This is a genomic window from Sphingomonas sp. AC522, assembly GCF_979258125.1.
In genome coordinates, this window is record NZ_OZ409836.1 from 899,522 (window position 1) to 924,745 (window position 25,224).

General features: G+C 66.4%; 25 protein-coding genes. 15 read left to right on the forward strand and 10 right to left on the reverse strand.

Features of this window, described 5'->3' with window-relative positions; translation table 11 throughout:
* Positions 1–37 precede the first annotated feature (37 nt).
* From ACZZZM_RS04615 to ACZZZM_RS04630, 4 genes are read left to right on the forward strand one after another with little or no spacing between them, the layout of a single operon-like run.
* Positions 38–421 carry a TPM domain-containing protein gene (locus tag ACZZZM_RS04615; protein WP_463596375.1) on the forward strand — a complete coding sequence of 128 codons (384 nt, stop codon included), beginning with the start codon at positions 38–40 and terminating at the stop codon, positions 419–421.
* Positions 418–1,257, forward strand: coding sequence for a TPM domain-containing protein (locus ACZZZM_RS04620; RefSeq protein WP_463593938.1), 840 nt, complete (start codon positions 418–420; stop codon positions 1,255–1,257). The genes ACZZZM_RS04615 and ACZZZM_RS04620 overlap by 4 nt, the downstream gene beginning before the upstream one ends.
* Positions 1,258–1,259: 2 nt before the next feature.
* On the forward strand, positions 1,260–1,931 hold the full coding sequence (locus ACZZZM_RS04625; protein WP_463593939.1) for a TPM domain-containing protein: 672 nt from the start codon (positions 1,260–1,262) through the stop codon (positions 1,929–1,931).
* Positions 1,928–2,446: an NUDIX hydrolase gene (locus ACZZZM_RS04630; protein ID WP_463593940.1), complete on the forward strand. Its 519-nt coding sequence runs from the start codon at positions 1,928–1,930 to the stop codon at positions 2,444–2,446. Before ACZZZM_RS04625 ends, ACZZZM_RS04630 begins: the two co-directional genes overlap by 4 nt.
* A 123-nt stretch (positions 2,447–2,569) precedes the next feature.
* Here ACZZZM_RS04630 and ACZZZM_RS04635 read toward each other — a convergent pair whose 3' ends face one another.
* Both ACZZZM_RS04635 and hrpB read right to left on the reverse strand, forming a co-directional pair.
* The gene (locus ACZZZM_RS04635) at positions 2,570–2,851 is read right to left on the reverse strand and encodes an ETC complex I subunit (protein WP_463593941.1); all 282 of its coding nucleotides are present in this window, start codon (positions 2,849–2,851) and stop codon (positions 2,570–2,572) included.
* Between the two features lie 9 nt (positions 2,852–2,860).
* A complete protein-coding gene (gene hrpB, locus ACZZZM_RS04640) occupies positions 2,861–5,293 on the reverse strand; it encodes an ATP-dependent helicase HrpB (RefSeq protein ID WP_463593942.1) in 2,433 nt (810 codons plus the stop codon).
* Positions 5,294–5,349: 56 nt separating this feature from the next.
* On the opposite strand from hrpB, the gene ACZZZM_RS04645 reads away from it, so the two are divergent.
* A complete protein-coding gene (locus tag ACZZZM_RS04645) occupies positions 5,350–5,556 on the forward strand; it encodes a hypothetical protein (protein ID WP_463593943.1) in 207 nt (68 codons plus the stop codon).
* Between the two features lie 3 nt (positions 5,557–5,559).
* On the opposite strand, the gene ACZZZM_RS04650 is transcribed toward ACZZZM_RS04645, so the two are convergent.
* Together ACZZZM_RS04650 and ACZZZM_RS04655 are read right to left on the reverse strand one after the other, a co-directional pair.
* Positions 5,560–6,399: a hypothetical protein gene (locus ACZZZM_RS04650; RefSeq protein WP_463593944.1), complete on the reverse strand. Its 840-nt coding sequence runs from the start codon at positions 6,397–6,399 to the stop codon at positions 5,560–5,562.
* Between the two features lie 18 nt (positions 6,400–6,417).
* Entirely contained in the window at positions 6,418–7,431 is a 1,014-nt protein-coding gene (locus ACZZZM_RS04655; RefSeq protein ID WP_463593945.1) for a polyprenyl synthetase family protein, read from the reverse strand.
* A gap of 74 nt (positions 7,432–7,505) precedes the next feature.
* On the opposite strand from ACZZZM_RS04655, the gene ACZZZM_RS04660 reads away from it, so the two are divergent.
* The 5 genes from ACZZZM_RS04660 to ACZZZM_RS04680 are packed head-to-tail and all read left to right on the forward strand — an operon-like array spanning position 7,506 to position 12,350.
* Positions 7,506–7,799: a chorismate mutase gene (locus ACZZZM_RS04660; RefSeq protein ID WP_463593946.1), complete on the forward strand. Its 294-nt coding sequence runs from the start codon at positions 7,506–7,508 to the stop codon at positions 7,797–7,799.
* A gap of 31 nt (positions 7,800–7,830) precedes the next feature.
* Positions 7,831–8,946: a glycoside hydrolase family 130 protein gene (locus ACZZZM_RS04665; RefSeq protein ID WP_463593947.1), complete on the forward strand. Its 1,116-nt coding sequence runs from the start codon at positions 7,831–7,833 to the stop codon at positions 8,944–8,946.
* Complete coding sequence (locus ACZZZM_RS04670) at positions 8,943–10,514, forward strand: alpha-amylase family glycosyl hydrolase (RefSeq protein WP_463593948.1); 1,572 nt, start codon at positions 8,943–8,945, stop codon at positions 10,512–10,514. Before ACZZZM_RS04665 ends, ACZZZM_RS04670 begins: the two co-directional genes overlap by 4 nt.
* Positions 10,511–11,515 carry a glycosyltransferase family 4 protein gene (locus ACZZZM_RS04675; protein WP_463593949.1) on the forward strand — a complete coding sequence of 335 codons (1,005 nt, stop codon included), beginning with the start codon at positions 10,511–10,513 and terminating at the stop codon, positions 11,513–11,515. The genes ACZZZM_RS04670 and ACZZZM_RS04675 overlap by 4 nt, the downstream gene beginning before the upstream one ends.
* Before the next feature lie 46 nt (positions 11,516–11,561).
* Positions 11,562–12,350 (forward strand): EAL domain-containing protein, encoded by a 789-nt coding sequence (locus ACZZZM_RS04680; RefSeq protein ID WP_463593950.1) that lies wholly within the window; start codon positions 11,562–11,564, stop codon positions 12,348–12,350.
* 4 nt (positions 12,351–12,354) lie between these two features.
* Here ACZZZM_RS04680 and smc read toward each other — a convergent pair whose 3' ends face one another.
* The 3 genes from smc to ACZZZM_RS04695 are packed head-to-tail and all read right to left on the reverse strand — an operon-like array spanning position 12,355 to position 17,104.
* The gene (gene smc / locus ACZZZM_RS04685; RefSeq protein WP_463593951.1) at positions 12,355–15,762 is read right to left on the reverse strand and encodes a chromosome segregation protein SMC; all 3,408 of its coding nucleotides are present in this window, start codon (positions 15,760–15,762) and stop codon (positions 12,355–12,357) included.
* Between the two features lie 21 nt (positions 15,763–15,783).
* Positions 15,784–16,533 carry a thioredoxin domain-containing protein gene (locus tag ACZZZM_RS04690; protein WP_463593952.1) on the reverse strand — a complete coding sequence of 250 codons (750 nt, stop codon included), beginning with the start codon at positions 16,531–16,533 and terminating at the stop codon, positions 15,784–15,786.
* A gap of 37 nt (positions 16,534–16,570) precedes the next feature.
* Entirely contained in the window at positions 16,571–17,104 is a 534-nt protein-coding gene (locus tag ACZZZM_RS04695; protein WP_463593953.1) for a DUF721 domain-containing protein, read from the reverse strand.
* A 27-nt stretch (positions 17,105–17,131) separates the two neighbouring features.
* Here ACZZZM_RS04695 and ACZZZM_RS04700 point away from each other — a divergent pair, with 27 nt between their 5' ends.
* The 3 genes from ACZZZM_RS04700 to nudC all read left to right on the forward strand — a co-directional run bounded on the left by ACZZZM_RS04700 (position 17,132) and on the right by nudC (position 20,525).
* Positions 17,132–18,169, forward strand: a complete 1,038-nt coding sequence (locus ACZZZM_RS04700; protein ID WP_463593954.1) for an A/G-specific adenine glycosylase — start codon at positions 17,132–17,134, stop codon at positions 18,167–18,169.
* Entirely contained in the window at positions 18,166–19,461 is a 1,296-nt protein-coding gene (locus tag ACZZZM_RS04705) for a serine hydrolase domain-containing protein (RefSeq protein WP_463593955.1), read from the forward strand. Before ACZZZM_RS04700 ends, ACZZZM_RS04705 begins: the two co-directional genes overlap by 4 nt.
* A 194-nt stretch (positions 19,462–19,655) precedes the next feature.
* Complete coding sequence (gene nudC, locus ACZZZM_RS04710; protein WP_463593956.1) at positions 19,656–20,525, forward strand: NAD(+) diphosphatase; 870 nt, start codon at positions 19,656–19,658, stop codon at positions 20,523–20,525.
* Here nudC and ACZZZM_RS04715 read toward each other — a convergent pair.
* On the reverse strand, positions 20,522–21,412 hold the full coding sequence (locus ACZZZM_RS04715) for a prephenate dehydratase (RefSeq protein WP_463593957.1): 891 nt from the start codon (positions 21,410–21,412) through the stop codon (positions 20,522–20,524). The genes nudC and ACZZZM_RS04715 overlap by 4 nt on opposite strands.
* A 119-nt stretch (positions 21,413–21,531) precedes the next feature.
* Between ACZZZM_RS04715 and ACZZZM_RS04720 the strand changes: the two genes are divergently transcribed.
* A complete protein-coding gene (locus ACZZZM_RS04720; RefSeq protein ID WP_463593958.1) occupies positions 21,532–22,200 on the forward strand; it encodes a c-type cytochrome in 669 nt (222 codons plus the stop codon).
* A 62-nt stretch (positions 22,201–22,262) separates the two neighbouring features.
* Here ACZZZM_RS04720 and ACZZZM_RS04725 read toward each other — a convergent pair whose 3' ends face one another.
* A complete protein-coding gene (locus tag ACZZZM_RS04725; RefSeq protein WP_463593959.1) occupies positions 22,263–23,165 on the reverse strand; it encodes an LOG family protein in 903 nt (300 codons plus the stop codon).
* Between the two features lie 45 nt (positions 23,166–23,210).
* Positions 23,211–23,888, reverse strand: coding sequence for an extensin family protein (locus ACZZZM_RS04730; RefSeq protein ID WP_463593960.1), 678 nt, complete (start codon positions 23,886–23,888; stop codon positions 23,211–23,213).
* Positions 23,889–24,059: 171 nt separating this feature from the next.
* Here ACZZZM_RS04730 and ACZZZM_RS04735 point away from each other — a divergent pair, with 171 nt between their 5' ends.
* Positions 24,060–25,193: a phosphoserine transaminase gene (locus ACZZZM_RS04735; protein ID WP_463593961.1), complete on the forward strand. Its 1,134-nt coding sequence runs from the start codon at positions 24,060–24,062 to the stop codon at positions 25,191–25,193.
* Positions 25,194–25,224: the final 31 nt, after the last annotated feature.

Here is a 25,224-nt window from a genome sequence, read left to right on the forward strand (position 1 = left end):
CGCCGGTTATGCCTTTCCCGCGCTCACCGGGTGGATCGTGGATACAGCGGACGTGCTGCCTCAGGCGGAGGAAGCCAAACTCGCTGCACGGCTTGCGAGCTTTTCGATGCGTACCAAGCATCAGTTCGTGGTGGTTACCGTGCCGAGCCTGGGAGGCCATGCGATCGACGATTACGGCCTCAAACTCGGCAATCACTGGGGCGTCGGGCGCAAGGATGTGAATGACGGCGTGCTGCTGATCGTCGCGCCGACCGAACGAAAGGTACGGATCGAAGTCGGCTTCGGTCTCGAAAAGGCACTGACCAACGACGAGGCTACGGCGATACTCCAGCAATCGGTCCTGCCGCGATTCAAGGAACAGAAGATGGCTGAAGGCATAGTCGCAGGCAGCGACGGCATCATTCGAGAGATCGGTTCATGAAAGTGTTGCGTGCCATTCTAATCCTGCTGCTGGCGATGCTGCCGCTATCGGCGCAGGCGCAGAATTTTCCCAAGCGGGACAAGGAGCCGGTGGTCGATGCGGCGAAGCTGCTCAGCCCCGAGCAGGTGGCCCAACTCACCCAGCTTTCGGAAGAGATCAACAAGACGACGACGCGCCAGTTCGTCGTCGCGACGATCCCCGATCTCCAGGGCTATGACGTCGCCGATTACGGCTATCAGCTCGGCCGCAATTGGGGTCTGGGCCAGAAGGACGCCAATAACGGCATCCTCCTGATCGTCGCGCCGAACGACCGCAAGGTGCGGATCGAAGTGGGCTATGGGCTCGAGCCGATCATGACCGATGCGCTGTCGAACCAGATCATCAACCAGATCATCGTGCCCAGATTCAAGGCCGGGGACATGCCCGGCGGCATCGTCGCAGGCGCCCAGGCGATCGGCGAGCAGATGAAGCTGCCGCTCGAAGCGGCCGAGGCCAAGGCCAAGGCGGCGGCGGACCAGGCCGGGGCCAAACGGACGCGCAAGGGCAGCGGCGGCTTTCCCTTCGGATTGCTGTTCATCGGCATCATCGTTGCCTTCGTCCTCCTGCCGGCGATCTTCGGGAAGCGGCGCGGACGGCGCTATCGCGGGCGCGGCGGCAGCGACTGGCCGATCGTGCTGTGGACCATCGCCAATGAAATGAGTCGCCATTCGGGCGGCAGTTCCGGAGGCTCCAGTGGCTGGGGCGGTGGCGGAAGCGGCGGCTGGGGAGGCGGCGGTGGCGGCTTTTCGGGCGGCGGCGGATCGTTCGGCGGCGGCGGCGCTTCGGGGAGTTGGTAGTCATGTTGCTCAGCGAAGCCGATCATGCGGCAGTGACCGCCGCGGTCTCCGAGGCCGAACTCTCGACCGATGGCGAGATCGTCACGGTCGTGGCCGGGCGCTCGGATGCCTATCATGACGTGGCGCTGCACTGGAGCGTGCTCGCGATGCTGCTCTCGCTGGCGCTGCTGGCGTGGCAGCCGGGGCCGGCCGCATGGCTGCATGCCCGGCTGATCGACGGCTGGGCCGAGAGCGTGCCGCCCGGCTGGTATCTTACCGTGGGGCTGGTGCTTTCGGCAGCGGTGTTCCTCGCGGTGCGCTTCCTGCTCGCGATCGATTCGCTGCGCCTCGCGCTCACGCCGGGGCCGACCAAGACCCGCCGCGTGCAGAGGCGCGCGCTGGCATTGTTCCGCACCGGCGCCGAGAAGCGCACCAAGGCGGCGACCGGGGTGTTGCTCTATCTAAGCCTGGCGGAGCACCGCGCCGAGATCATCGCCGACGAATCGATTCACTCCAAGGTGACGGCGGATGTCTGGGGCGAGGCAATGGCGGCACTGCTCGCCAAGGTTCGCGAAGGAAAGCCGGGCGACGGCATGTCCGACGCGGTCGCACAGATCGGCGTGGTCCTGGCCGAGCATTTCCCGCGCAGCGAAGGCGACACCAACGAGCTTCCGGATCGCTTGATCGAACTATGAGCGAACAGGTCGAGGTTGCGTGGCAGGGCAAGTGGATCACTGCGCTGCGCCGGGGCAAATGGGAATATGTCTCGCGCACGCGCGGGATCGAGGCCGTCGTCATCCTCGCCATCGATGACGGGGATGTGCTGCTGATCGATCAATATCGCGTGCCGCTGGGCAAGCGCTGCATCGAGCTGCCGGCGGGGCTGATCGGCGATGAGCACGAAGGCGACACTGCCCTGGATGCCGGGCGGCGCGAGCTTCTCGAAGAGACGGGCTATGCCTGCGAGACGGTCGAGGAACTCGGCTTTTTCCATGCCTCGCCGGGCATGGTCACCGAGGGCTTTACGCTGGTACGCGCCCGCGGGCTCACGCGCATGAACGCGGGCGGCGGGCTGGAGGGGGAGGATATTGTCGTCCACCGCGTTGCGCTCGCGGACGTGCCGGCATTCGTTGCGGCGAAGCGTGCCGAGGGTGCAGCGGTGGACGTGAAAGTGCTGCTGCTGCTCGCGGGGAGCTTGCTGGCGGGCTGATTATCACCCCGGCCTTTGCCGGGGTCCATGACCCCGAAGCTTTCCAGTTGAACCTCTTGGGAATCCCTTGCCGCCCGCTGGACCCCGGAACAAGTCCGGGGTGACGAGAGGGACGGTCAAGCGTTACCGGAAATTATCCGCATAAGCCTGGAGCTTGAGCTTGCGCTCGGGCGCGGGGACGACGTGATAGGCATAGCCTTCGCGATCAGCATAAGCTTTGGCCGCTTCCAGCGATTCGAAGCTGATCCGCACCTGGTTCGACGTATCGCCGCCGCCCGTCCAGCCGGTCAGCGGATCGGGCTCCTGCGCCTTTTGGTGCTCGAATTCGAGGATCCACGAATCGGTGCGGGCACGGCCGGATTGCATGGCGTTCTTGACGCGCTGATAGATGCGGGCGGTCTTCATTGCTCCCCCTTAACGCGGAGCCCCGCGCCTTGCATCCGCATTTTTCGTGCGAAGCGTTGCGGAGGCCGATGCGGGATCGTCGGGCCAGGGGTGACGGGGATAGCGGCCGCGCATTTCCTTGGCGATTGCTGCCCAGCTGCCTTTCCAGAAGCCTGGCAAGTCGCGCGTCGTTTGGATCGGCCGGCCGGCGGGGGAGGTAAGGCTGAGCACCAGGGGTGTGCTGCCCACCATCGGATGCGTGGCGAGGCCGAACAGCGCCTGAGGGCGAAGCTCGACGGTCGGCCCGGCCTCGGCGGAATAATTGATTGCGTGGCTGGATCCCGCGGGGCTCTCGAAGCGCGCCGGGGCGGCCTTGTCGATCGCGCGCATTGCGTCCCAGCCGATATGGGTTTGCAGCGCTTCGGTGAGCGCACTGGGTTCGATGGCATCGAGGCGGCGCATGCCCGCCAGCAGCGAGGGAAGCCACTGATCGAGCTTCGCCAGCAAGGCCTCGTCGCGCAGCGCGTCGATGCCGGCATAAGCTGCGCGGGTGCGCAACGCAGCGGCGCCGCCTGACCAGGGGAGCAGGGCAAGACCGTGGGCGCGAACGCCCTCCAGCAGCGCGGCTTCGATCGCCTCGCCGCTGGCGGAGGAGTCAGGCCCGCTCGATAACCGGATCGCGCCAAGGCGGCGTTCGCGCAGCGCTTCGATGCGACCAGTGGTGGCGTCAAAGCGCACAGTCCGCCGGGTTTCGATGCGATCGGCGAACAGCGACTCGACCATCGCCGAGTCGATCTGTGCCGCCGAGAGGATGCGCGCGCCCGAGGCCATCCCCTGTGTCTCGGCCACCGCAAGCCATTCGGCACGGGCGAGGGGGGAGGTCGGATCCAGCTTGAACCCGCGGCCGCCGGCGGAGGCCCAGGTTTCGCCGGACGCGTCGCGGCGCTTGGCGATGCGGTCGGGGAAAGCGAGCGCGATGCAGGTGGCGACATCGCCTTCGCCACTGCCTGATACGAGCCTGGCCCAGCGCTCGGCGAGCTTTCGCGCGCCCTCCGCTCGCGGACCGCGTTCGCTGCGCCAGCGGCGGAGGCGGAGTTCGAGATCGGCGTCATTGCCGCCCAGGCCGCGTTCGCCGAGTAGCACCGCGACTTGCGCGGCGGTCTGAGCCAGGCCCATCTCGCCGGCGCGGACCAGCATATGGCCGAGGCGCGGGGGCAGGGGCAGGCGAGCGATGGCCTTGCCATGGGCGGTCGGGCGGCCGTCCGTATCGAGCGCTTCCAATGCGGTCAGCCGGGCCCGCGCTTCGGCGATTGCCGCATCGGGCGGCGGGTCGAGCCAGGCGAGTTGGCGCGGATCGCTGACGCCCCAGAGCGCGCAGTCCAAGGTGAGCGCCGAGAGGTCGGCTTCCAATATCTCGGGGGGATCGAAGCGGGGAAGGCCGGCGGTGGCGGCCTCTTCCCACAAGCGATATGCGACGCCCGGCCCCTGGCGTGCGGCGCGGCCGGCGCGCTGCGTGGCGGAGGCCTGGCTGGCGCGCTCGGTGACCAGGCGGGTCATCCCCGCGGCCCGATCGTAGCGCGGGCGGCGGGCGAGGCCGGAGTCCACCACGATTCGGATGCCGTCGAGAGTCAGCGAGGTTTCGGCGATCGAGGTGGCGAGGACGAGCTTGCGGCGGCCTTGCGGATCGGGGGCGATGGCGGCGCGCTGGGCGGTGGGGTCCATGCTGCCGTGCAGGCGGTGGAGAATGATGCCGGGCGTGTCCTCCAGCCGCTCGGCGGTGCGCTCTATCTCGGCGACGCCGGGCAGGAAGCCGAGCACGCCACCTTCGGCTTCGCGTAGCGCAGTGCGGACCGCAGCCGCCATGGAATCCTCGATCCGCGATTCGGCGGCGCGGCCGATATGGCGCAGGTCGAGCGGATAGCTGCGGCCTTCGCTTTCGATCACCGGCGCATCGCCCATCAGCCCCGAGAAGCGCGAGCCGTCGAGCGTCGCGGACATGGCGACCAGGCGAAGGTCGGGCCTGAGCGCGCCTTGTGCATCGAGCGCTAGGGCGAGGCCGAAATCCGAATCCAGGCTGCGCTCATGGACTTCGTCGAACAAAACCGCCGAGACGCCTGCGAGTTCGGGATCGGACTGGATGCGATTGACGAAGATGCCTTCGGTGACCACCGTCACACGGGTTGCGGCCGAGCGCTTGCTGTCGAGCCGGGTGGCGTAGCCGAAGGTCTTGCCGACGCTTTCGCCCGCTTGGCCCGCCATGCGCTCGCCTGCCGCGCGCGCGGCCAGCCTGCGTGGGGAAAGGAGCAGGATCTCGCCGGTGCACCAGTCTTCGTCGAGCAGCGCCGGGGCCACCGCAGTGGTCTTGCCCGCGCCCGGCGGGGCGACGAGCACGGCGTTGCTGGCGCTCCGCAACGCGGCGAGCAACTCGGGTAAAACAGCATGGATCGGCAGGTGTTCGCGCATCGTGCTGCAACCAATTTCGGAAAGCCGGGTTGGGCGCAAGCAAAGGAGACCGGATAATGGCGCGTACGCTCGCACAATTCACGATCACGCCCGATGGACAGGGCGATTACACGATCAGCATGGAGGACGATGAAGGCGAAACCACCGATTTCACGGCGAGCTACGAACAGCTCGACCTGGTGGTCGAATCGATCGAGGAACTGCTCGACGCCGACGAGGAGGATGCGCTGGAGGTGGACGAGGACGAACCTGCCGAGGAATAGCGCTTATTGCAGATCGACGAATTCGAAGAAGCGCAGGCCCTGCTTGCCGAGCTGCATGGCGATCTTCGCCATGCAGCGATAATCGGCTCCGCGCGGGCGGATGACCTTGAGGGCGATGCCGCCCGCCGCCCATTCGCGCGCCTTTGCCGCCAACTCGGCTTCGGTGAGCGTGCGATCGGCCAATCGCACCCGGCATCCGCCCTTCGACTGGGCGACGATGGTGACGGTTTCGCCGGCGTCATCGATGCTGACGGGCGCCTCGCGTGCAGCCGCAGGAGGGTCTGGGGGCGCAAGTCGTTCGGGCACAGGCCCCACCCTCGACGAAAGCCGGCCGGTGGAATCGGCTGCCTTGGGGGTCTCGGGCTTGACGCTATCGCCGCCAATGCCGCGCCACATTCGGATGCGCCCAAGCGCCGCGTCGAGTGAGGCGAGCTGGGCCGTGGTCAGCATGTCGTCCCGCGAGACGCGCCCCGGCATATTGGCACCGTCGAGATAGGGGTAAGCGCCGTTTTCCAGCGCCAGTTCGAGCGCGCTCTGCCAGGGCTTGCAGACTCCTAGTGCAGCTTCGGCGAGCAATCGCGCGGGGCGTTCGGAGGCCTTGGCCAGCGCCAGCGCCTCGTTCTCGGCACAGGCTTTCCAATTGCGCTCGATCCGCAAGCGGACGATGCTCGCGCGCGTCTGGCCCTGCATCCAGTTCTTGTCGTCGAGCGAGCCGAGAATTTCGCGCCGCTCCAGTTCGAGCCGCTGACGGGTAAATTCGAACGTATCGTCAGGCACCGTCTGCCCTGCCAGCGCAGCAAGGGCAGTCAGGCCGGCGAGGACGGATGCAATCAGGCTAGGCACCCGTGCATTCTAGCTGCGCTAATAGCCCCGCGCCACTGCGAACTCGACGGCCTCGACCATCGCATCCTTGGCGGCGCCGCTGGCGAAGCCGCCCAATGCGTCGATCGCGCGCTGGCCGTAATGGCGGGCGCGGGCGAGGGTATCGTCGACGGCGCGGCTCGATTGGACCAGGCGCTTGGCCTCGGCGAAATCCTCGTCGCTGACGCGGCGACCCGAGATCGCATCCTTCCAGAAGCCGCGCGCCGCTTCGTCGCCGCGCGCATAGGCCAGGATCACCGGCAGCGTCATCTTGCCTTCGCGGAAATCGTCGCCCGCATCCTTGCCCATCTCTTCGGCGGACGAGACATAGTCGATCGCGTCGTCGACCAGCTGGAAGGCGATGCCGAGATTGCGGCCATAGGCATCGAGCGCGGCCTCATCACCTTCGCCGCGCTCGGCGACCACGGCGGCGATGCGGCAGGCCGCCGCGAACAAGGCCGCGGTCTTGGCGCCGATAATGTCCAGATAGCGCTCTTCGCTGATGTCGAGCCGGCGGACGGCAGTGAGCTGGTTGACTTCGCCCTCGGCGATCACTGCCGAGGCGTTGGAGAGGATCTTGAGCACCTTGAGGCTGCCATCCTCGACCATCAGCTCGAAGCTGCGCGAGAACAGGAAATCGCCGACCAGCACGCTTGCCGGATTGCCCCAGATGATGTTCGCGGTCCGCTTGCCGCGGCGCAGGTCCGACGAGTCGACGACGTCGTCATGGAGGAGCGTCGCGGTGTGAATGAACTCGACCGAGGCGGCCAGCTTATGGTGGCGGTTGCCCGAATAGCCGAGCAATTGCGCACTCGCGAGCGTCAGCATCGGCCGCATCCGCTTGCCGCCGCCCGCGATCAAATGCCCGGCAAGCTCGGGGATCAGCGGGATGCTCGATTGCATGCGGTCGAGGATGACTGCGTTGACGAGGTTCAAATCGGCGGCGACCAGCGCCAGCATCGGATCGAGCGAAGGCTGGGGATTGCCTCCGAGGCGGTGAATCGTCGCGCTCATGGCGGGCGCTCTGGCGCGTGGGGGCGGCAAAGGCAAGGCTTGCATGCCTTGCGGGGGCCAAGCAAAGAAGCGTCATGTCCGACCAGCAACTCCTCCGCTTCCGCCAGAGTATCGATAATATCGATGCCGCGCTGATCCATATGCTGGCGGAGCGATTCAAGGTCACTCAGGCGGTGGGCGCATACAAGGCCGAGCACGGCCTGCCCCCCGCCGATCCGGGGCGGGAGGATGCACAGATCGCGCGGCTGCGGGCCTTGGCCAAGCAGGCCGATCTCGATCCCGAATTCTCCGAGAAGTTCCTGCGCTTCATCATCGACGAAGTGATCCGCCACCATGAGCAGGCGCGCGGCGGAACCGGCGCCGCCTGATCCCGTTCGGTTGAGGCACGAGGGGACGCTTTTGACCGACGACACTCTGATTTTCCGCCCCGACGATGTGGACCTGTCGCGCTCGCCGCTGCGGCGCGGGGTGGCCGAGCCGACGCATGTGCTTGGGGCGTTCAATCCGGGGCTGACGCGGCTGCCCAATGGAAACCTGCTGCTGATGGTGCGCGTCGCCGAGGCGCTGACCGATCCGGTGCATAGCGACCACGCGCGGGCGATCCGCTGGACGCCCAACGGTTATGTCCTCGACCGTCATTCGGTGCACCAGATCGATATGGACGATCCGCGGCAGTTCGCGCTCAAGGAGCGCAGCCCGCGCCTGCTCGGGCTGACTTCGCTTTCCTGGTTGCTGCCGGTCGAGCTCGATCGCGAGGGTCGCAAGGTCGTCACGGTCCACTACGACAAGGCGATCCAGCCGAGCGCGAGCTTCATGGATTATGGCGTCGAGGATGCGCGGATCAGCCGGGTTGGGAGCGAATGGTGGATGACGGTGTGCGGCGTCTCGGCCGAGCGGCATTGCACGGCGATGTATCGCTCGACGAACGGGCTCGACTATCAATTGCTCGGTGTGGTCCTCGATCACCAGAACAAGGACATGCTGCTGTTCGAAGGCAAGGTGGCCGGCAAGTTTATGGCGCTGACGCGGCCGCTGGGGGAATGCTATTTCGCCTATCCCGCCGACAGCGAATGGCTGGGCGGCCCCTCGATCAACATGGCCCAGTCGCCCGACGGGCTGCACTGGAAGCCGCTCGACACGCCGGGCATCCGCGCGCGCAAGGGAAGCACGAGCAACCAGCGGATCGGCGGCGGCAGTCCGCCGGTGCTGACGCCCGAAGGGTGGATGCTGATCTATCACGGCGTGGAGAAGCTGGGCGCGGTGGGGGTGTATCGCAGCTTCTGGGCTTTGCTCGACCGCGACGATCCTTCGAGGATCTTGCGGCTGGAGGATAAGGTTCCGCTGCTGGAGGCGAACCCGGCGCTGACCGCGGGGATTGCGCATCAGATGTATCTGCCGACCCCGGTGGTGTTTACTTGCGGGATCGCAGATGCGGGGGATCATTATGTGGTGGCGAGCGGCGAGGCCGATCTGGCCTGCCGGATCACGCATGTTTCGAAGGAGCGGTTCGCTTGATCGACCAGGAATGGTGGAAATCCGCCGTAATCTACCAGATCTATCCGCGCTCGTTCCAGGATACCAATGGCGACGGGATCGGCGACTTGCGCGGCATCGAGCGGCGGCTCGACGACCTCAAGGCGCTGGGCGTCGATGCGATCTGGATTTCGCCAATCTTCCCCTCGCCAATGGCCGATTTCGGTTACGACGTGGCGGATTATTGCGGGGTCGATTCGCGCTTCGGGAGTCTTGAGGATTTCGATTCGCTGCTGGCGGCGGCGCACCAACGAGGGCTCAAGCTGCTGCTCGATCTGGTGCCCAACCATACTTCCGCCGAGCATCCCTGGTTCAAGGAAAGCAGGAGCGCGCGCGATAACCCGAAGCGCGATTGGTATATCTGGCGCGACGCCAGGCCGGATGGTTCTCCGCCGAACAACTGGATCAGCGATTTCGGCGGCCCCGCCTGGGAGTGGGACGAGGCGACCGGGCAATATTATTACCACGCGTTTTTGAAGGAGCAGCCCGACCTCAATTGGCGCAATTCTGAGGTGCACGCCGCGATGATGGACGTGCTGCGCTTCTGGTTCGAGCGCGGAGTAGATGGCTTCCGGATCGACGTGCTGTGGCACATGGTGAAGCACGCCGACTTCCCCGACAATCCGGCCAATGCCGAGTGGCAGGAGGGCTGGCCCGAATACATGACGGTCCACCAGCAGCATTCAACCGACCAGCCCGAAGTCTATGGCATTGCCGCCGAGATGCGGGCGATCGCGGACGAATATGGCGCGCGGGTGCTGATCGGGGAAATCTATCTGCCGGTGCCCCAACTGGTCGCTTATTATGGCAGCGAGGCGCAGCCCGGTGTCCACTTGCCCTTCAATTTCCAATTGATCGGCGCGCGCTGGGATGCACGCAGCATCGCCCGCAAGATCGCGCGCTACGAAGCGGCACTGCCTCCGGGCGGTTGGCCCAATTGGGTACTCGGCAATCACGACCGGCCCCGCATCGCCACCCGCGTCGGCTCCCCACAGGCCCGCGTCGCGATGATGCTGTTGCTCACGCTGCGGGGCACGCCGACAGTCTATTACGGCGACGAGATCGGCATGGAGGATGTCCACATCCCACCGCATCTGATCCAGGATCCGCGCGAGCTCAACGAGCCGGGCATCGGCATGGGCCGCGATCCGGTGCGCACGCCGATGGCCTGGGATGCAAGCGCCAATGCCGGCTTTGGCCCCGCCGATCCCTGGCTGCCACTGCATGGCGATTGGGCCAGGCGCAATGTCGCCGCCCAGCGCGATGACCCGGCATCGATGTGGCGGCTGACCCAGAAGCTCCTCCGCCTCCGCCACGAGCATCCCGCCCTCAAGCTCGGCGACTATCACGCAATCGAATGCAGCGGCGATTTGCTCGCTTATGAGCGGCGGCTCGGCGAGGATCGCGTGTTGATCGTGCTCAATCTCGGGGCAACGCCGCTCGCCTTCGCGATCCCCGAATGGGCGGAGGGCTTGTCGGTAGTCGCCTCTGCGCAGGGCGGCAGCGATCCCGCGCTCCTCGGCTCCAATGAAGGCTTTATCCTGGCATGAAGATCGCGATGATCGCTCCGATCGCCTGGCGCACCCCGCCCAGGCATTATGGCCCATGGGAGCTGGTGACGAGTTTGCTGACCGAGGCCTTGGTCGCGCGCGGGGTGGACGTCACGCTGTTCGCAACGCAGGATTCGATCACTTCGGGCACGCTCGCCGGGGTGGTGCCAGCGTCGTATGAGGAGGACTCCTCGATCGACGCCAAGGTCTGGGAACATGCCCATCTCGCCCATGTCTTCGAGCGCGCGGACGAGTTCGACCTGATCCACAACCAGGCCGATTTCCCGGCGCACGCCTTTGCCAATCTGGTCGATACGCCGATGGTGACGACGATCCACGGCTTCTCGTCCAACCGAATCCTGCCGATGTACAAGCCCTATGAAGACCGCGTGCACTTCGTCGCGATCTCGGATGCCGATCGGCATCCCTCGCTGAAATACGCCGCCACGATCCATCACGGCATCCGGCTCGACGAGTTTCCGTTCGTGGCGGATGGCGGCGAGGATCTGCTCTTCTTCGGCCGCATGCACCCGGACAAGGGCGCGGCTGAGGCGATCCAGGTGGCGCAGGCGACGGGGCGGCGGCTGAACCTGTACGGGATCGTCCAGGACCAGGGCTACTTCGACCGCGAAGTTGCGTCGCATCTGAACGATCGCATCATCTATCACGGCGCGGTCGGCGGCGAGCAACGCCTCCGCGCGCTCGGCAATGCGCAGGCGCTGCTGCACTTGATCAATTTTGACGAGCCGTTCGGGCTTTCGGTGGTCGAGGCCATGGCTTGCGGGACGCCGGTGATCGCAGTCAACCGCGGCAGCATGCCCGAACTGATCGAGGACCGCGTGACCGGAAGGCTGGTCGGCTCTTCCGACGAAGCCGTGGTGGCGCTCGGCGAAATTCGCGCCGTGGACCGTGCTTCGGTGCGCCGTTCCATCGAAGCGAATTTCTCGGTCGAGGCGATGGCGGACAAGTATATCCGGCTCTACGAAACTATCCTAGGATAAGAAGCGGCTTGAAAATTAATTAATGTCTTCAAGCTACTTAGCGGGCATGGAGCACAAATCACCACGCCTCGTACCCTGCTCCGGCTGCCGCGACGGCTCCGGGCTGGATTTCGATTTTTCGATGGCCTTTCAGCCGATCATGGATATCGAAGCGGGTGTGCCTTTCGCTTACGAGGCATTGGTGCGTGGGCCCAATGGCGAAAGCGCGTACAGTGTGCTGTCCCAGGTTTCGGAGGCCAATCGCTATGCCTTCGATCAGCAATGCCGGGTCAAGGCGATCGAAACCGCGGCCAAGGCCGGGCTGATCGAAACCGGCGCGCGGCTGTCGATCAATTTCCTGCCCAATGCCGTCTATTCGCCTGCCGCGTGCATCCAACTGACCCTCAGGACCGCCAAGGCCGTGGGCTTCCCCACCGATCGCCTGATCTTCGAATTCACCGAGAATGAAGAGATGGTCGATCCCGATCACGTCGCCAACATCATCGCCACTTATCAGAAGATGGGCTTCGGCACCGCGCTCGACGATTTCGGCGCGGGCCATGCCGGGCTCAACCTGCTGGCGCGCTTCCAGCCCGATATCATCAAGCTCGACATGGAATTGATCCGCGGCGTGGACACCAGCATGCCGCGCCGGATGATCGTCGAGGGCGTCGTCCGCATGTGCACCGCGCTTGGCGTGACCGTGGTTGCGGAAGGGATAGAGAGCGAGGGCGAACTCGAAGCGCTGCGGGCGATGGGGGTCCGCTATATCCAGGGCTTCTATTTCGCCAAGCCGGCGTTCGAGGCGCTGCCCCCGGTGACGATCCACGCCGCCGAGCACCGCCGCACAGCATAAGGCGCTACTCCGCCGCCAGCAGGTTCTCGGCGCTGCCCAGATCCACCGACACCAGCCGGCTCACCCCCTGCTCGACCATCGTCACGCCGAACAGGCGGTGCATCCGGCTCATCGTCGCGGCGTTATGGGTGACGATCAAATAGCGTGTCGCCGTTTCGCGAGTCATTGCTTCGAGCAGGTCGCAAAAGCGCTCGATATTGGCATCATCGAGCGGGGCATCGACTTCGTCGAGCACGCAGATCGGCGCGGGATTGGTGAGGAACAGCGCGAAGATCAGCGCAACCGCGGTCAGCGCCTGCTCGCCGCCCGATAGCAACGTCAGCGACTGGAGCTTCTTGCCGGGGGGCTGGGCCATGATCTCGAGGCCCGCTTCGAGCGGATCGTCCGAATCGACCAGTTCGAGATGCGCCTGCCCGCCATTGAAGAGCGTAGTGAACAGCCGGCGGAAATGCTGGTCGACCGCCTCGAAAGCCGCAAGCAGGCGCTGGCGGCCTTCGCGGTTGAGCGTGCCGATCGAGCCGCGCAGGCGATTGACCGCCTGGGCGAGTTCGTCGCGTTCCTGGGCATTGGTGGTGAAGGCGGCTTCGAGTTCGGCCAACTCGCTTTCGGCAACGAGATTGACCGGGCCGATCCGCTCGCGCTCGGCGCTGAGCTTTTCATGAGCCGAGGATTCGTCCTGCGGAGCGCGGACGGTGTCAGCCTCGAACCCGGCCTTGCCCGGCAACAGCGGCGGCGGGCATTCGAAGCGCTCGCCCGAGAGGCGGCCCATCTCGATCCGGCGCGCTTCCTGATTTTCGGCCCGCGCCAGCGCACCCGCACGCTCCTCGCGCGCCTGGGCCAGCGTCTCGTTGGCGGCGCGCCCGGCGCTTTCGGTGTCGCGCAGCGCCGCTTCCGCCGCCTGCTCGGCTGCCTGGGCGGTAAAGGACTGGCTGCGCGCGGCTTCGGTCTCTGCTTCGGCCGCGGTCACCTTGGCATCGAGTTCGGCGGGGCGGCTGGCAAGCCGCTCGCTTTCCTCGGCCAGCTCGAAGCCGCGCTTGTCCATTTCGGCGGAGCGGCGTGCAGCCTCTCCCGCGCGCGACTTCCAGCTCTTCGCTTCCGCCCCCGACGCCGCTAGGCGCTCGCGGGCGCTTGCGATCTCGCGCTCCAGCGTTCCGCGTTCGGCGCGTGCAGTTGCGGAGGCAGCACGATTGACCTCGGCATCGGCGGAGAGCGTGGCAACCTTGTCGCGGATTGCACTGCCATCGGGGAGTGCGGCTTTGGCGGCTTCGGCGCGGGCGAGTTCGGATCCGGCTTCGTCCTGCTCGGCGGCAACGCGCGCGCGGCGGGCGTCGAGATCGACTCGCTGCGAATCGAGCCGTTCGAGCTGCGCAGTCGCACGATCCTCGGCACGCCCCGCTTCGCGCCCTGCGTTCTCGGCATGGTCAAGCACGCGGCGGCAATCGCTCGCGGCCCGGCGGGCCTCGGCGATCGATTCCTCGATGCGCGCGAGTTCGGCATCGGCCGATTCGACGGCACGGACCGCTGCGGGGCGGAGCTTCTCGATCGCGGCGAGGCGATTGACTCGGGTGAGCCGCTCGGCGGCTGCCGCCCCGCCCGACTTGGCGACATAGCCGTCCCAGCGGCGCAGCACGCCGCCGAGGGTCACCAGCCTTTGGCCAACTGCGAGGGGCTGGCCCTTGTCGGTTTCGGCGACCAGCACCTGCGCAAGACGCCGCGCCAAGCCCGCGGGCGCCGTGACGTGGCGCGCGAGCGAAGTCGCGCCCTGGGGTGCGTCGGGGTCGCCGGGCTGGGATTCGGCGCCGGCCCAATAGCGTTCGGAGCTTTGATCGAGCCCAGCTTCGAGATCGTCGCCCAGGGCAGCGGCGAGCGCGCGCTCATAGCCACCTTCGACTTTCAATTTGTCGAGCAATCGATCCTTGTCGGAGGGCCGCGTCGCCTTGGCGAGCGCCTGGGCTTCGCTATCGAGCTGGGCGAGTTCGGCGTGAGCGGAGGCCCGCGCCGATTGCGCGCGGTTGCGGCTCTCGACGCCCGAGCGCTCTTCGGCGTCCGCGCGTGCGAGGCCGGTGCGGGCGCTTTCGGTCTGGCGGTGCGCCTGGGCGCGGGCACCGGCGGCGCGCGCCTTCTCGGCCTTGAGCGGCTCCGCATCGGGAAGCGCGCGCCATTCGGCGTCGATGCGGTCGCGGTCGCGGTTGCTGCGTTCGACGCGCGTGCGGGCGGCGGACAAAGCGGCCTCGGCGACGCGCGTTTCCGCGGCCTCGCTCGCCTGCGCCGCCAGCGCCTGTGCCAGCGTAACCTCGGCATCGCGCGCAGCTCGCTCGGCCTCGGCGAGGGCCGCGTCCAAAGTCGGCATTCTCGTCGTCGCAAAGGCGATGCGCGCGTCGAGCGCCTTTTCCTCTTCAGCCAGCCGGGCCAGCGCTTCGGCAGCGTCGCACGCCAGGGCGCCTTCGCGCCCACGATCCTCGGCGAGCCGCAGCTCGGCGTCCTTCAGTTCCCCGATCCGCCGCTCGACCGTCGCGCGCTCGCTGCGCAGGGTCGCCAGCGCGTGCATCGCCTCGGTAGCCCGGTCGCGCACCGACAGCGCATCCGCCCGCGCGGCCGCCAGCGTCGTGGCTGCCGCCTGCTGGACGCTTACCGCATCTGCGTGCGCCTGGGTCCGCTCGGCGACGAGGGCCTGCGCGGCCTCGGCCTCATTCTTGGCCGCATCCGAAGCCGCCGCCGCATCGCGCCAGCGCGCGAAGATCATCCGCGCTTCGGCGACCCGGATCCGCTCCGAAAGCTCGCGATAGCGCTCCGCTTGCCGCGCCTGTCGCTTCAACGCCGACGCGCGGGCTTCCTGGTCGCCAATAACCTCGTCGAGCCGCGTGAGGTTGGCCTCGGTCGCGCGCAATTTCTGCTCGGCATCCTTGCGCCGAACATGCAGCCCGGCGATCCCCGCCGCTTCCTCGAGCATCGCGCGTCGCTCTGCGGGCTTTGCCGAAATGATCGAGCCGATCCGCCCCTGGCTCACCAGCGCCGGCGAATGCGCGCCGGTGGCGGCATCGGCGAAGGCGAGGCCGACATCCTTGGCGCGGACGTCGCGCCCGTTGATCCGATATGCCGAACCCGCGCCCCGTTCGATCCGTCGCACGACCTCGAATTCGTCGTCCTCGCCCACCTGCTCGGCTAGGATCGAGACTTCGGCGAAGTCGCGCGCCGGCCGCGTCGCGGTGCCGGCGAAGATCACGTCCTCCATCCCGGCGCCGCGCATCGACTTTGCCGAATTCTCGCCCATCGCCCAGCGCAACGCTTCGAGAAGGTTGGACTTGCCGCAACCATTGGGGCCGACGATCCCCGTCAGCCCCGGTTCGATTCGCAGATCGGCCGGGTCGACGAAGCTCTTAAAGCCTGTCAGCCGCAGCCGCTTGATCTGCATGTCAGGCGCTCGTGCCCGGCTTTAGCGGGCGCCCGCCGCCTGCAGCGCCGGCTCGAGCGCGCCCCACGAAGCGGTGTTCGGAACGGTGCGGCCGTTGATCTGGAAGGTCGGCGTGCCGGGCAGCTGCGAATTGACGGCATCGGCATTGACCTTGGTGATGCTCTCCGCCGCCTTCTGATCAGCCAGGCAGGCGCGCGCCTTACCCTCGGGAACGCCCTGCTGCTTGATGAACTCGATATAGCCCATCGCATCGGCAAAGCCCGCCGCCGCCTGGGCCGGGGGCAGGGTCTGCAACTGCTGGAGCAGCTGCGGATTCGAGCGCTGCAGCTCCATCAACCGCTCTTCGAACTTGCCCTGATTGGCGAACAGCTGATCGAGCACAGTGAAGAATGCCTCGGTCGGCACGCACTGGTTGAGCAGGGCGGCGGCGAAATCGGGCGCGCCATGGACCAGGAAGTCGCGGAATTCGTAGCTGACCTTGCCGGTCGAGATATATTTGGTGCGCAGCGGCTCCATGCCCTCCGCAGCGAAGCGGCCGCAGACCGGGCAGCCGCGCGAGCCATATTCGACGAGCTTGATCGCGGCATTGGGGTTGCCGAGGACATAGCCGCCCTCCGCGCTCTTGTTGACGACGTCGACCCAGGCCTGGCCGGTGGGCGCAGGCGCCGGGGCAACGGCTGTGCTCGAAACCACAGGGGCCGAGCTGTTCGAATCTCCGCCGCCGCATGCGGCAAGCGCGAGCAGCGGGATCAGGGCAAGGGCGAAACGCATTGTCTTCTCTCCAGGCGAAGGGTCTCGGGGTGCAGGATCAATCGATCCTGTTGATCTTGATCTTATCGTCGCTCGCGGTGACGCCGGCGGCAAGGGCTTCGAGCACGGCTCTGAGCTCGACATCGACGATGCCGCGAAGGCTGTCGCCCATTTCTTGGGACAGCGGCTTGAGGCTGGGCGGTGCCGCGGGCGTGGCGGCCCGCTTCACGTCGCCGTGGCGGATCGAGAGCCGTGCCACTGCAGTATAGCCGAAGAAGCGATTGACCCGCTCGATGATCTCGGGCGCGATATGCTGCATCATCGGCGCGTGCGCGCCGCCGACGATCAGGCTCAACACCCCCTCGGCGCGCTTGCCCTGGGGAAAGCGGATCGATTCAGGGGTGGAGACGCGGGCATAGCGCTCGCCGACGATCTCGGGCCAGCGGCTGACGATCGAATGCTGGACGAAACCGAACTTGCGAAAGGCCGCGCGGCCGACATCGGGCAGCAGCTCGGAAACCGAGCGCGCGCGGTTGGCGCGCTGGGGTTCGGCTTTCGGCTGGCGGGTCGTGGCGCGCGGGGGCTTCGTCATTCGCCTCCGTCCATGCCATAGGGGCCTGTGCCCGACAACAAGCCTCGCGCAATCGTGGGGAACCTTCTCGACTGGTATGACGTGAATGCGCGCGATTTGCCCTGGCGCGCGCGGCCGGGGGCGAATGCGCCCGATCCCTATCGCGTCTGGCTGTCGGAGATCATGCTCCAGCAAACCCAAGTGGCAAGCGCGCGGCCGTATTTCGAGAAGTTCACGGCGCGATGGCCCAGTTACGCGAGCCTTGCCGCCGCCGAGGATGCCGAGCTGATGAGCGCCTGGGCCGGCCTTGGTTATTATGCCCGCGCGCGGAACCTGCTCGCCTGCGCGCGCGAAGTCGCCACGCGCGGTGAATTGCCGAACACCGAGGTCGAGCTTCGCAAGCTCCCCGGCATCGGCGGCTATACTGCGGCCGCAATCGCGGCGATTGCCTTCGGACAGCGCGCAGTGGTGGTCGATGCCAATGTCGAGCGCGTGGTGGCGCGGCTGTTCGCAGTCGCCGAGCCGTTGCCGAGCGCGAAAAAGCGTATCCACGCGCTCACCGACACGGTCACGCCCAATGCCCGCGCGGGCGATTTCGCCCAGGCGATGATGGATCTGGGGAGCGGGATTTGTACGGCGCGGAGCCCGCGGTGCCTGCTCTGCCCGTTGCGCCCGGACTGCGCCGGTTTCGCGACCGGCAGTCCCGAGGCGTTTCCGGTCAAGGCGGCAAAGACCCCCAAGCCCCAGCGCTACGGCACGATGTTCTGGCTCACCCGCGGCGATCGCGTGCTGCTCGTCCGCCGCCCCGCCAAGGGGCTGCTCGGGGGCATGCGCGCGCTCCCCACCGGCCCGTGGACCGATTCGCCGCCCGGTCTCGCAGGCGCGCCCGCGCCCGCCGCCTGGCGCATACTCGACGGGACCGCCACGCACGGCTTTACCCATTTCAATCTGCAACTCGCCCTTGCGGCGGCGGATGCCGGGGAGCATGAACCCGCGACGGGCGAATGGTGGCCGATAGCCGAAATGGAATCGGCGGGGCTGCCCACGGTTTTCGCCAAGTCGGCACGGATATTCGGGAGAGCATGATGCGGACAATCGGGTTCGGACTTATCGCAGGTTTCGCGCTGGCGGCTCCGGCGCTCGCGCAGCAATCGCCCCCTCAGCCGCCCGCCGCGCCAAACATCGCCGCTCAGACCGAAGTCGCGCGGCGCTATGTCGCGAACGGCACCGTCCCCGGCATCGTCATCTATGTCGGCCAGTCGAACGGCGGCAACACCGACACCGTCGTGGCCGAGGGACGGATCGGCAATGCCCCCGATTCGCCGCTCGCCGACAAGAACAGCCTGTGGCGCGTCTATTCGATGACCAAGCCGATCACCGGCATCGCCGCGATGATCCTGGTCGAGCAGGGCAAGCTCAAGCTCGACGATCCGATCAGCAAATACATTCCGGCGTTCAAGAACATGAAAGTCCTGCTCGATCCCGCCAAGGGGCTGGAGAGCCGCCCGGCGACCGCGCAGATCACCGTGCGCCACTTGCTCACCCACACCGCAGGGCTGGGCTATATCCTGCCCGGCAACACCGGTCCGCTGATCGACGAATATAGCCGGCTGGGGATCAATCCCGCGCAGGTCAATGTGGCGCTCGAAGCCCGGACGCGGCCGACGCGCCCCGCCAGCCTCGAGAAATTCGCCAACCGGCTGGCGACCCTGCCGCTGCTTTCGGAGCCCGGCAGCAAATGGAGCTATTCGATCGGGCTCGACCTGCTCGGGCGCGTCATCGAAGTCGCCAGCGGCATGCCATTCGACAAATTCGTCGACACGCGCATTTTCGCCCCCCTCAAGATGCAGTCGAGCTTCTGGACCGTTCCGCAAAGCGAAGCCGGCCGCCTTGCCGATAATTTCGCCTCGCTCGGCGGGACGCGCGTCGTGATGGATCCGGGCAAGAGCTCGGTCTATCTCCAGGCGCCCAGCTTCCCCTATGGCGGGGCGAGCCTGGTGATGTCGGCCAGCGATTATGACCGCTTCCTCCACATGCTGCTGAACGGCGGCGAGCTGGAAGGCGCGCGCATCCTCAGGCCCGAGACCGCGAAGCTGGCAATGTCGAACCTTCTGCCGGCGAGCGCGGATACCAGCCAGCTCAACGCCAATCGCGCCGGCGGCGTCACGCTCGGCTTCGGCGCGGGCGGCTCGGTCTATCTGAACGATGCGCCGGGCGGGGCGGGCAAGGGCACGTTCGGCTGGGGCGGCGCGGCCGGCACGATCGCCTGGGTCGATCCGGTGCACAAATTGCGCGTGACCGTGATGATCAATCTGTTCGGCGATCTCAAGCTGCGCGAGGATACGACCAAGGCGATCTTCGCTGACCTGAAACAATAAGCGACCCCGCGCCTATTCGTCTTTTCCTCCCTCGCGAGCGGGGGAGGGCAACCACGAAGTGGTGGAGGGGGCCTATCAGCGAGCGGTGTTCATGCGGCTAGACCCCCTCCGTCATTCCCCGTCTACGCGGGAAATGCCACCTCCCCCGCTGAAGCGAGGGAGGAATAGAATATGATCTCCGGGAGCATTGTTCGATGAACCTACCCGGCTTTACCGGCGGCACGCTCGACCGCGCGGATCGCGTCCGCCACGAGCCCGCATTGCTCGCGGCGGCGATTGCCGACCACAAGGCGCGGCTGCTGGTGCTCAACGGGCTCGATCCCGAACTCGACGATCAGGACCGGCTGGTCTGGACCAATCTCGCCGCGGCAACCGGCGAATTGCTGTTTCTCGGTTTCGACGAAGGCGCGCCGCGGTTCGTCTCGGCATTGCCGGAAGGCGTGCGCCCGCCGGCAACGCGCTCGATAGCGCTGTTCGGGATGCTCGATCGGTTCACCCGCGCGGACGCAGGGCTCTACGCAGCGGCGCGCAGCCTGGTCGATTGGCATGCACGGCACGGCTATTGCGCGGTGTGCGCGACGGCATCCGTGATCTTCCGCGCCGGCTGGGGGCGCTCCTGTCCCAATTGCCGCGCCGAGCATTTCCCGAGGGTCGATCCGGTGGTGATCATGCTCGCCGAACTGGACGACCGCGTTCTGCTCGGGCGCCAGCCGCCCTGGCCGCAGGGCCGCTATTCGGCGCTGGCGGGGTTCCTCGAGGTCGGCGAATTGGTGGAAGGTGCAGTGGCGCGCGAAATCGAGGAGGAAGCCGGCGTGAAGGTTCGCGACGTGCGCTACGTCGCCAGCCAGCCCTGGCCCTTTCCCTCTTCGCTGATGATCGCGTGCATCGGCGTGGCGGACGACGAGGCGATCACGATCGACGCGAATGAGCTGGAAGATGCGCGCTGGTTCACCCGCGACCAGGTCGAGCGCGCATTGGCGGGCGACCCGGATGCGGGGTTCATCGCGCCGCCGCCCTACGCCATTGCCCACACTTTGCTGACCGCTTGGGTGGAGGGGCGCTAAGGCCGCTCGCGGGCCTGGGGGTAGGTGCCGAGCACGCGGGTCCATTTGGTGTGGAAGCGCAATTCTTCGAGCGCGCGGCCCACGGCGGGGTCGGCTGGGCTGCCGACCACATCGGCATAGAATTCGGTTGCCGCGAAAGTGCCGCCGCGCTGATAGCTTTCCAGCTTGGTCATGTTGACGCCGTTGGTCGCGAACCCGCCGAGCGCCTTGTAGAGCGCGGCGGGGACGTTCTTCACTTCGAAGGTGAAGGTGGTCATGAACGGCCCTGGGCCCTCGTGGAGCGGGGCGGCGCGGGCGAGGACGACGAAGCGGGTCATGTTGTGCTCGGCGTCGGCGATGTCGCCTTCGAGCGTGTTGAGACCATATAAGGCGGCGGCCCGTGGGGGTGCGAGGGCGGCAACCTCCACGTCGTTCATCTCGGCGACCACCGCCGCAGCGCCCGCGGTATCGGGATAGGCAACCGGCGCGATCCCGCGCGCCTTGAGCCATTGGCGGCACTGGCCGAGCGCCTGAGGGTGGCTCATCGCCTGGCGCACCTGCTCGATGCTGCCGGTGCCCATCAGCGCGTAGCGGATCGGCAGGAAATGCTCGCCGGTGATCACAAGCCCCGATTCGGGGAGCAGGAAATGGATGTCGGCAACGCGGCCGTGGAGCGAATTCTCGATGGGGATCATCGCGCAATCGGCGCGGCCTTCCTTCACCGCATCGATCGCGTCCTCGAACGAGAAGCAGGGCAGCGGCAGGCCTTGCGGGAAGGCTTCGAGCACCGCGATGTGCGAATTGGCGCCGGGCGCGCCCTGGAACGCGACGGCGCGTTCGGGCGCAGCGGCTGCGGCTTCGATCATCGCCGCGACGATCGGGCGTGCTGGCGCGGCGAAATTCTCCATGGGGCTCGGCGATTAACCGGGGTTACTCGACCCGGCAAGCTGCTTGCGATGCGCAAAGTGCCGCACTAGAGGGGACCCAAATTTCCTCAGGCCAAAATTTTCCTCAGGGGCACCCGACGATGGACGACCGCACGAATACGATCGCAGGATGGGCTTTGGCCGGCGGCATTGCCGCGCTCGGCTTGTCGATCGTCAGCGGGATGATCTTTCACAATGAGCGCCCGCATAAGATGGGCTATCCGATCGAAGGCGTCGAGGAGGCCAGCGAAGGCGGCGGTGCCGCCGCCGCCGCGCCGATCGCGACTCGCCTGGCCAGCGCCGATCTCGCCAAGGGCGAAGCTTCGTTCAAGAAGTGCGTCGCCTGCCACACGATCGCGCAGGGCGGCGCGAGCGGCATCGGCCCGAACCTCTATGCCGCGGTCGGCAAGGCGCACGGCCATGTCCCCGGCTTCGCTTATTCGGATGCGCTGAAGAGCGTTCCCGGCAACTGGACTTTCGAGGCACTCGACGAGTGGCTGACCAGCCCACGCAAGTACGCGCCGGGCACCAAGATGACCTTCGCGGGCATCGGAGACCCCCAGGAACGCGCCAATGTCATCGCCTATCTGAATTCGCAGGGCTCGAACCTGCCGTTCCCCGCAGCCCCGGCCGCTGGCGAGACGCAGGCCGAAGCCAACGTCACGGCACATGACGATACGGGTAATCTCTCGAACGACACGACGCCCGCCACCGGCGCGACTTCGGTGGATCCGCAGGCGGCGATCCAGGCCGAGAAAAAGGGCCACTGAGCCCAGCCGGATCGGTTACAAAAAGGCCCGCTCACCAGTCCGGTGAGCGGGCCTTTTGGTTTTCAGGCTTCGGCCCGCTTGGTCGGGGTGATGTCCTGGTCCTCGCGATCGCGCCAGAACTGCTGGACGATTTCCCAGCCTTCCTCTGCGGTCTCGCAATAGTTGAACAGCTTGAGGTCCTTGGCGGCGATCACGCCTTCCTCGACCAAAGCCTCGAAATTGACGACGCGGTCCCAGAATTTGCGGCCATAGAGCAGAACCGGGATCGGCTTGATCTTGCCGGTCTGGATCAGGGTCAGCAGCTCGAACAATTCGTCGAACGTGCCGAACCCGCCCGGGAATGCCGCAAGCGCGCGGGCGTGGAGCAGGAAATGCATCTTCCTGAGCGCGAAATAGTGGAACTGCATCGACAGCGCCGGGGAGACATAGGGGTTGGGCGCCTGTTCGTGCGGGAGCACGATGTTGAGCGCGATCGATTCCTGCCCGACATCGACTGCGCCGCGATTGGCAGCCTCCATGATCGATGGACCGCCACCCGAGCACACTACGAAGTGCCGCTTGCCTGCCTCGTCGCGCGGGAAAACGCTGACCTTGCGCGCCAGTTCGCGCGCCACATCGTAATATTGGCTCTTCTCGACCAACCGCTCGGCGATCTTCCGGGCCTCGTCGCCCTGTGCCGCTTCGAGCAGTGCACGCGCCTTTTCCGGCTCGGGAATCCGCGCCGAACCGTAGAATACAAAGGTTGAGGCGATCTTGGCCTCATCGAGCACGAGCTGTGGCTTCAGCAATTCGAGCTGGAAGCGCACCGGGCGCAAATCCTCGCGCAGCAGGAAGTCCATATCCTGGAAGGCGAGGCGATAGGCCGGATGTTCGGTCTGGGGCGTGCCGCTGTTGGTGTTGGCGTTGGCGGCTTCTTCGCGAGCGGGCTGAAAGACCCGGCTCGGCACTCTTGTTTCGTTGCTCATTCGGACCGGCTTAAGCGCAATGCCGGGCGGCTGCAAATATGCAGGTTAGGCGCAGAATGGGCCACGCCCCATGTCGAGATGCAAATGATTGTAATGCGCGGCGTTGTAATCGGGGCTGAGCACCGTCTTGAAGCGGCGGCAGGCCGATTTGTGAAGCGTCTGGAGGAATTCGTGAACCTCCGGATCGTCGGAGCGCCAGCCTTTCTCGATCGTCACGCGGCGCCCGTCCCTGAGCACGAAGCCCGAGACGTCGACTGCATTGCCGAGGCCGTGCTCGGACACTTTGCCGGCAGTGGCGGCCCCGCCCCCGACGATGCCGCGGCACGAATAAGTGCCGAAGGTCTCGACGCGGACGAGTTCGCTCCCAAGGATCTGCTTGGCGGCGGGCGCGACGGCGTAGCGCACCCAGGCAGTGAAGTTTCGCGCCAGCTCGCAGCGCATCGATTTCAACCCGGTCACCGGCACGCCGATATCGAGGAGCTGGACGGCACCGGTGACAATGCATCCCCCGCCGAAATCGCGATCGGGCAGTCCCGAATAGCGGACATCCTCGCGCGACAAATCGGTGAAGCATTGCTGCACGGCGCGAGGCGTGGGGCCGTTGAGCGTGATCGGCCCGGAAGCGCGCTCGCGGATCGGCGCGGGGCGGGAACGTGGCGCATCGTCATCGCCGAACATGCATCCGGTGAGCAGAAGCGGGATGAGGACGAGGGCGAAACGCATGCAACAGCCTAACGGCAACTTGGTTAACGACCGCTAACGGGGGCCACTCAAGCACATAAATTGCGCGATGCTGCAGCGCGGCGCAATTGACTTTCGCGCGCGGCGCTTTAGGGCCGTCAGCGGGCCACGCGGTCCCAACGCCGCGCGTGCTCTCTGTGAGGAGAGTCTTAAATGACTGATTTGAATGCCCGCCCGGCGGTTAAGCCGGCGCGTCCTTACTTTTCTTCCGGTCCCTGCGCCAAGCCGCCGGGCTGGTCCGCCGACAAATTGGACACTCAGGTTCTCGGGCGATCGCATCGCTCGAAGATCGGCAAGTCGCGTCTGCAATATGCGATCGACTTGATGCGCGAGATGCTCAAGCTCCCCGATACGCACCGCATCGGCATCGTGCCGGGGTCTGACACCGGCGCCTTCGAAATGGCGATGTGGACGATGCTCGGCGCGAAGCCCGTCACTGCGCTGGCCTGGGAGAGCTTTGGCGAAGGCTGGGTGACCGACGCAGTCAAGCAATTGAAGATCGACCCCACGGTGCTCCGCGCCGATTATGGCCAGCTGCCGGATCTGCAAGCGGTCGATTGGTCGAACGACGTGCTCTTTACTTGGAACGGCACCACGTCGGGTGTGCGTGTGCCAGACGGCTACTGGATCCCGGACGATCGCGAAGGGCTAAGCTTCGCCGATGCGACCAGCGCGGTGTTCGCCTATGATCTGCCCTGGGACAAGATCGATGTCGCGACCTTCTCGTGGCAGAAGGTGCTCGGCGGCGAGGGCGGGCACGGGGTGCTGATCCTCGGGCCTCGCGCAGTCGAGCGACTCGAGAATTACACCCCCGCCTGGCCACTTCCCAAGGTCTTCCGCCTCGTTTCGAAGGGCAAGCTCGCCGAGGGTGTGTTCAAGGGCGAGACGATTAACACCCCTTCGATGCTCGCAGTCGAGGACGCGATTTTCGCGCTCGAATGGGCGCAGTCGATAGGCGGCGCAAACGGGCTGATTGCGCGTTCGAACGCCAATGCCGCGGCGCTGGAGAAGATCGTCTCCGAGCGCGACTGGCTGGGCAATCTTGCTGCGGACGAATCGATCCGCTCGAAGACCAGCGTCTGCCTCACGGTCGAAGGTGCCGACGAAGCGCTGATCAAGAAGATGGCGTCGCTGCTCGAAGCCGAAGGCGCTGCGCTCGACGTCGCTGGATATCGCGACGCCCCGCCGGGGCTGCGCATCTGGTGCGGCGCAACCGTCGATACCGCCGATGTCGAAGCGCTCGGGCCGTGGCTCGACTGGGCTTACGCTTCCGCCAAGGCCGCCTGATCTTTCCGAATCGATTTATCGCCCCGCCGCC

Bases quoted from the DNA above. Each gene is read 5' to 3' on its own strand.
- ACZZZM_RS04680 (WP_463593950.1), top strand. From the start codon at position 11,562: ATGGAGCACAAATCACCACGCCTCGTACCCTGCTCCGGCTGCCGCGAC.
- ACZZZM_RS04660 (WP_463593946.1), top strand. From the start codon at position 7,506: ATGTCCGACCAGCAACTCCTCCGCTTCCGCCAGAGTATCGATAATATC.
- ACZZZM_RS04655 (WP_463593945.1), bottom strand. From the start codon at position 7,431: ATGAGCGCGACGATTCACCGCCTCGGAGGCAATCCCCAGCCTTCGCTC.
- ACZZZM_RS04735 (WP_463593961.1), top strand. From the start codon at position 24,060: ATGACTGATTTGAATGCCCGCCCGGCGGTTAAGCCGGCGCGTCCTTAC.
- ACZZZM_RS04645 (WP_463593943.1), top strand. From the start codon at position 5,350: ATGGCGCGTACGCTCGCACAATTCACGATCACGCCCGATGGACAGGGC.
- ACZZZM_RS04630 (WP_463593940.1), top strand. From the start codon at position 1,928: ATGAGCGAACAGGTCGAGGTTGCGTGGCAGGGCAAGTGGATCACTGCG.
- ACZZZM_RS04695 (WP_463593953.1), bottom strand. From the start codon at position 17,104: ATGACGAAGCCCCCGCGCGCCACGACCCGCCAGCCGAAAGCCGAACCC.
- ACZZZM_RS04730 (WP_463593960.1), bottom strand. From the start codon at position 23,888: ATGCGTTTCGCCCTCGTCCTCATCCCGCTTCTGCTCACCGGATGCATG.
- hrpB (WP_463593942.1), bottom strand. From the start codon at position 5,293: ATGCGCGAACACCTGCCGATCCATGCTGTTTTACCCGAGTTGCTCGCC.
- smc (WP_463593951.1), bottom strand. From the start codon at position 15,762: ATGCAGATCAAGCGGCTGCGGCTGACAGGCTTTAAGAGCTTCGTCGAC.
- ACZZZM_RS04675 (WP_463593949.1), top strand. From the start codon at position 10,511: ATGAAGATCGCGATGATCGCTCCGATCGCCTGGCGCACCCCGCCCAGG.
- ACZZZM_RS04725 (WP_463593959.1), bottom strand. From the start codon at position 23,165: ATGAGCAACGAAACAAGAGTGCCGAGCCGGGTCTTTCAGCCCGCTCGC.
- ACZZZM_RS04690 (WP_463593952.1), bottom strand. From the start codon at position 16,533: ATGCGTTTCGCCCTTGCCCTGATCCCGCTGCTCGCGCTTGCCGCATGC.
- ACZZZM_RS04715 (WP_463593957.1), bottom strand. From the start codon at position 21,412: ATGGAGAATTTCGCCGCGCCAGCACGCCCGATCGTCGCGGCGATGATC.
- ACZZZM_RS04625 (WP_463593939.1), top strand. From the start codon at position 1,260: ATGTTGCTCAGCGAAGCCGATCATGCGGCAGTGACCGCCGCGGTCTCC.
- ACZZZM_RS04720 (WP_463593958.1), top strand. From the start codon at position 21,532: ATGGACGACCGCACGAATACGATCGCAGGATGGGCTTTGGCCGGCGGC.
- ACZZZM_RS04705 (WP_463593955.1), top strand. From the start codon at position 18,166: ATGATGCGGACAATCGGGTTCGGACTTATCGCAGGTTTCGCGCTGGCG.
- nudC (WP_463593956.1), top strand. From the start codon at position 19,656: ATGAACCTACCCGGCTTTACCGGCGGCACGCTCGACCGCGCGGATCGC.
- ACZZZM_RS04620 (WP_463593938.1), top strand. From the start codon at position 418: ATGAAAGTGTTGCGTGCCATTCTAATCCTGCTGCTGGCGATGCTGCCG.
- ACZZZM_RS04635 (WP_463593941.1), bottom strand. From the start codon at position 2,851: ATGAAGACCGCCCGCATCTATCAGCGCGTCAAGAACGCCATGCAATCC.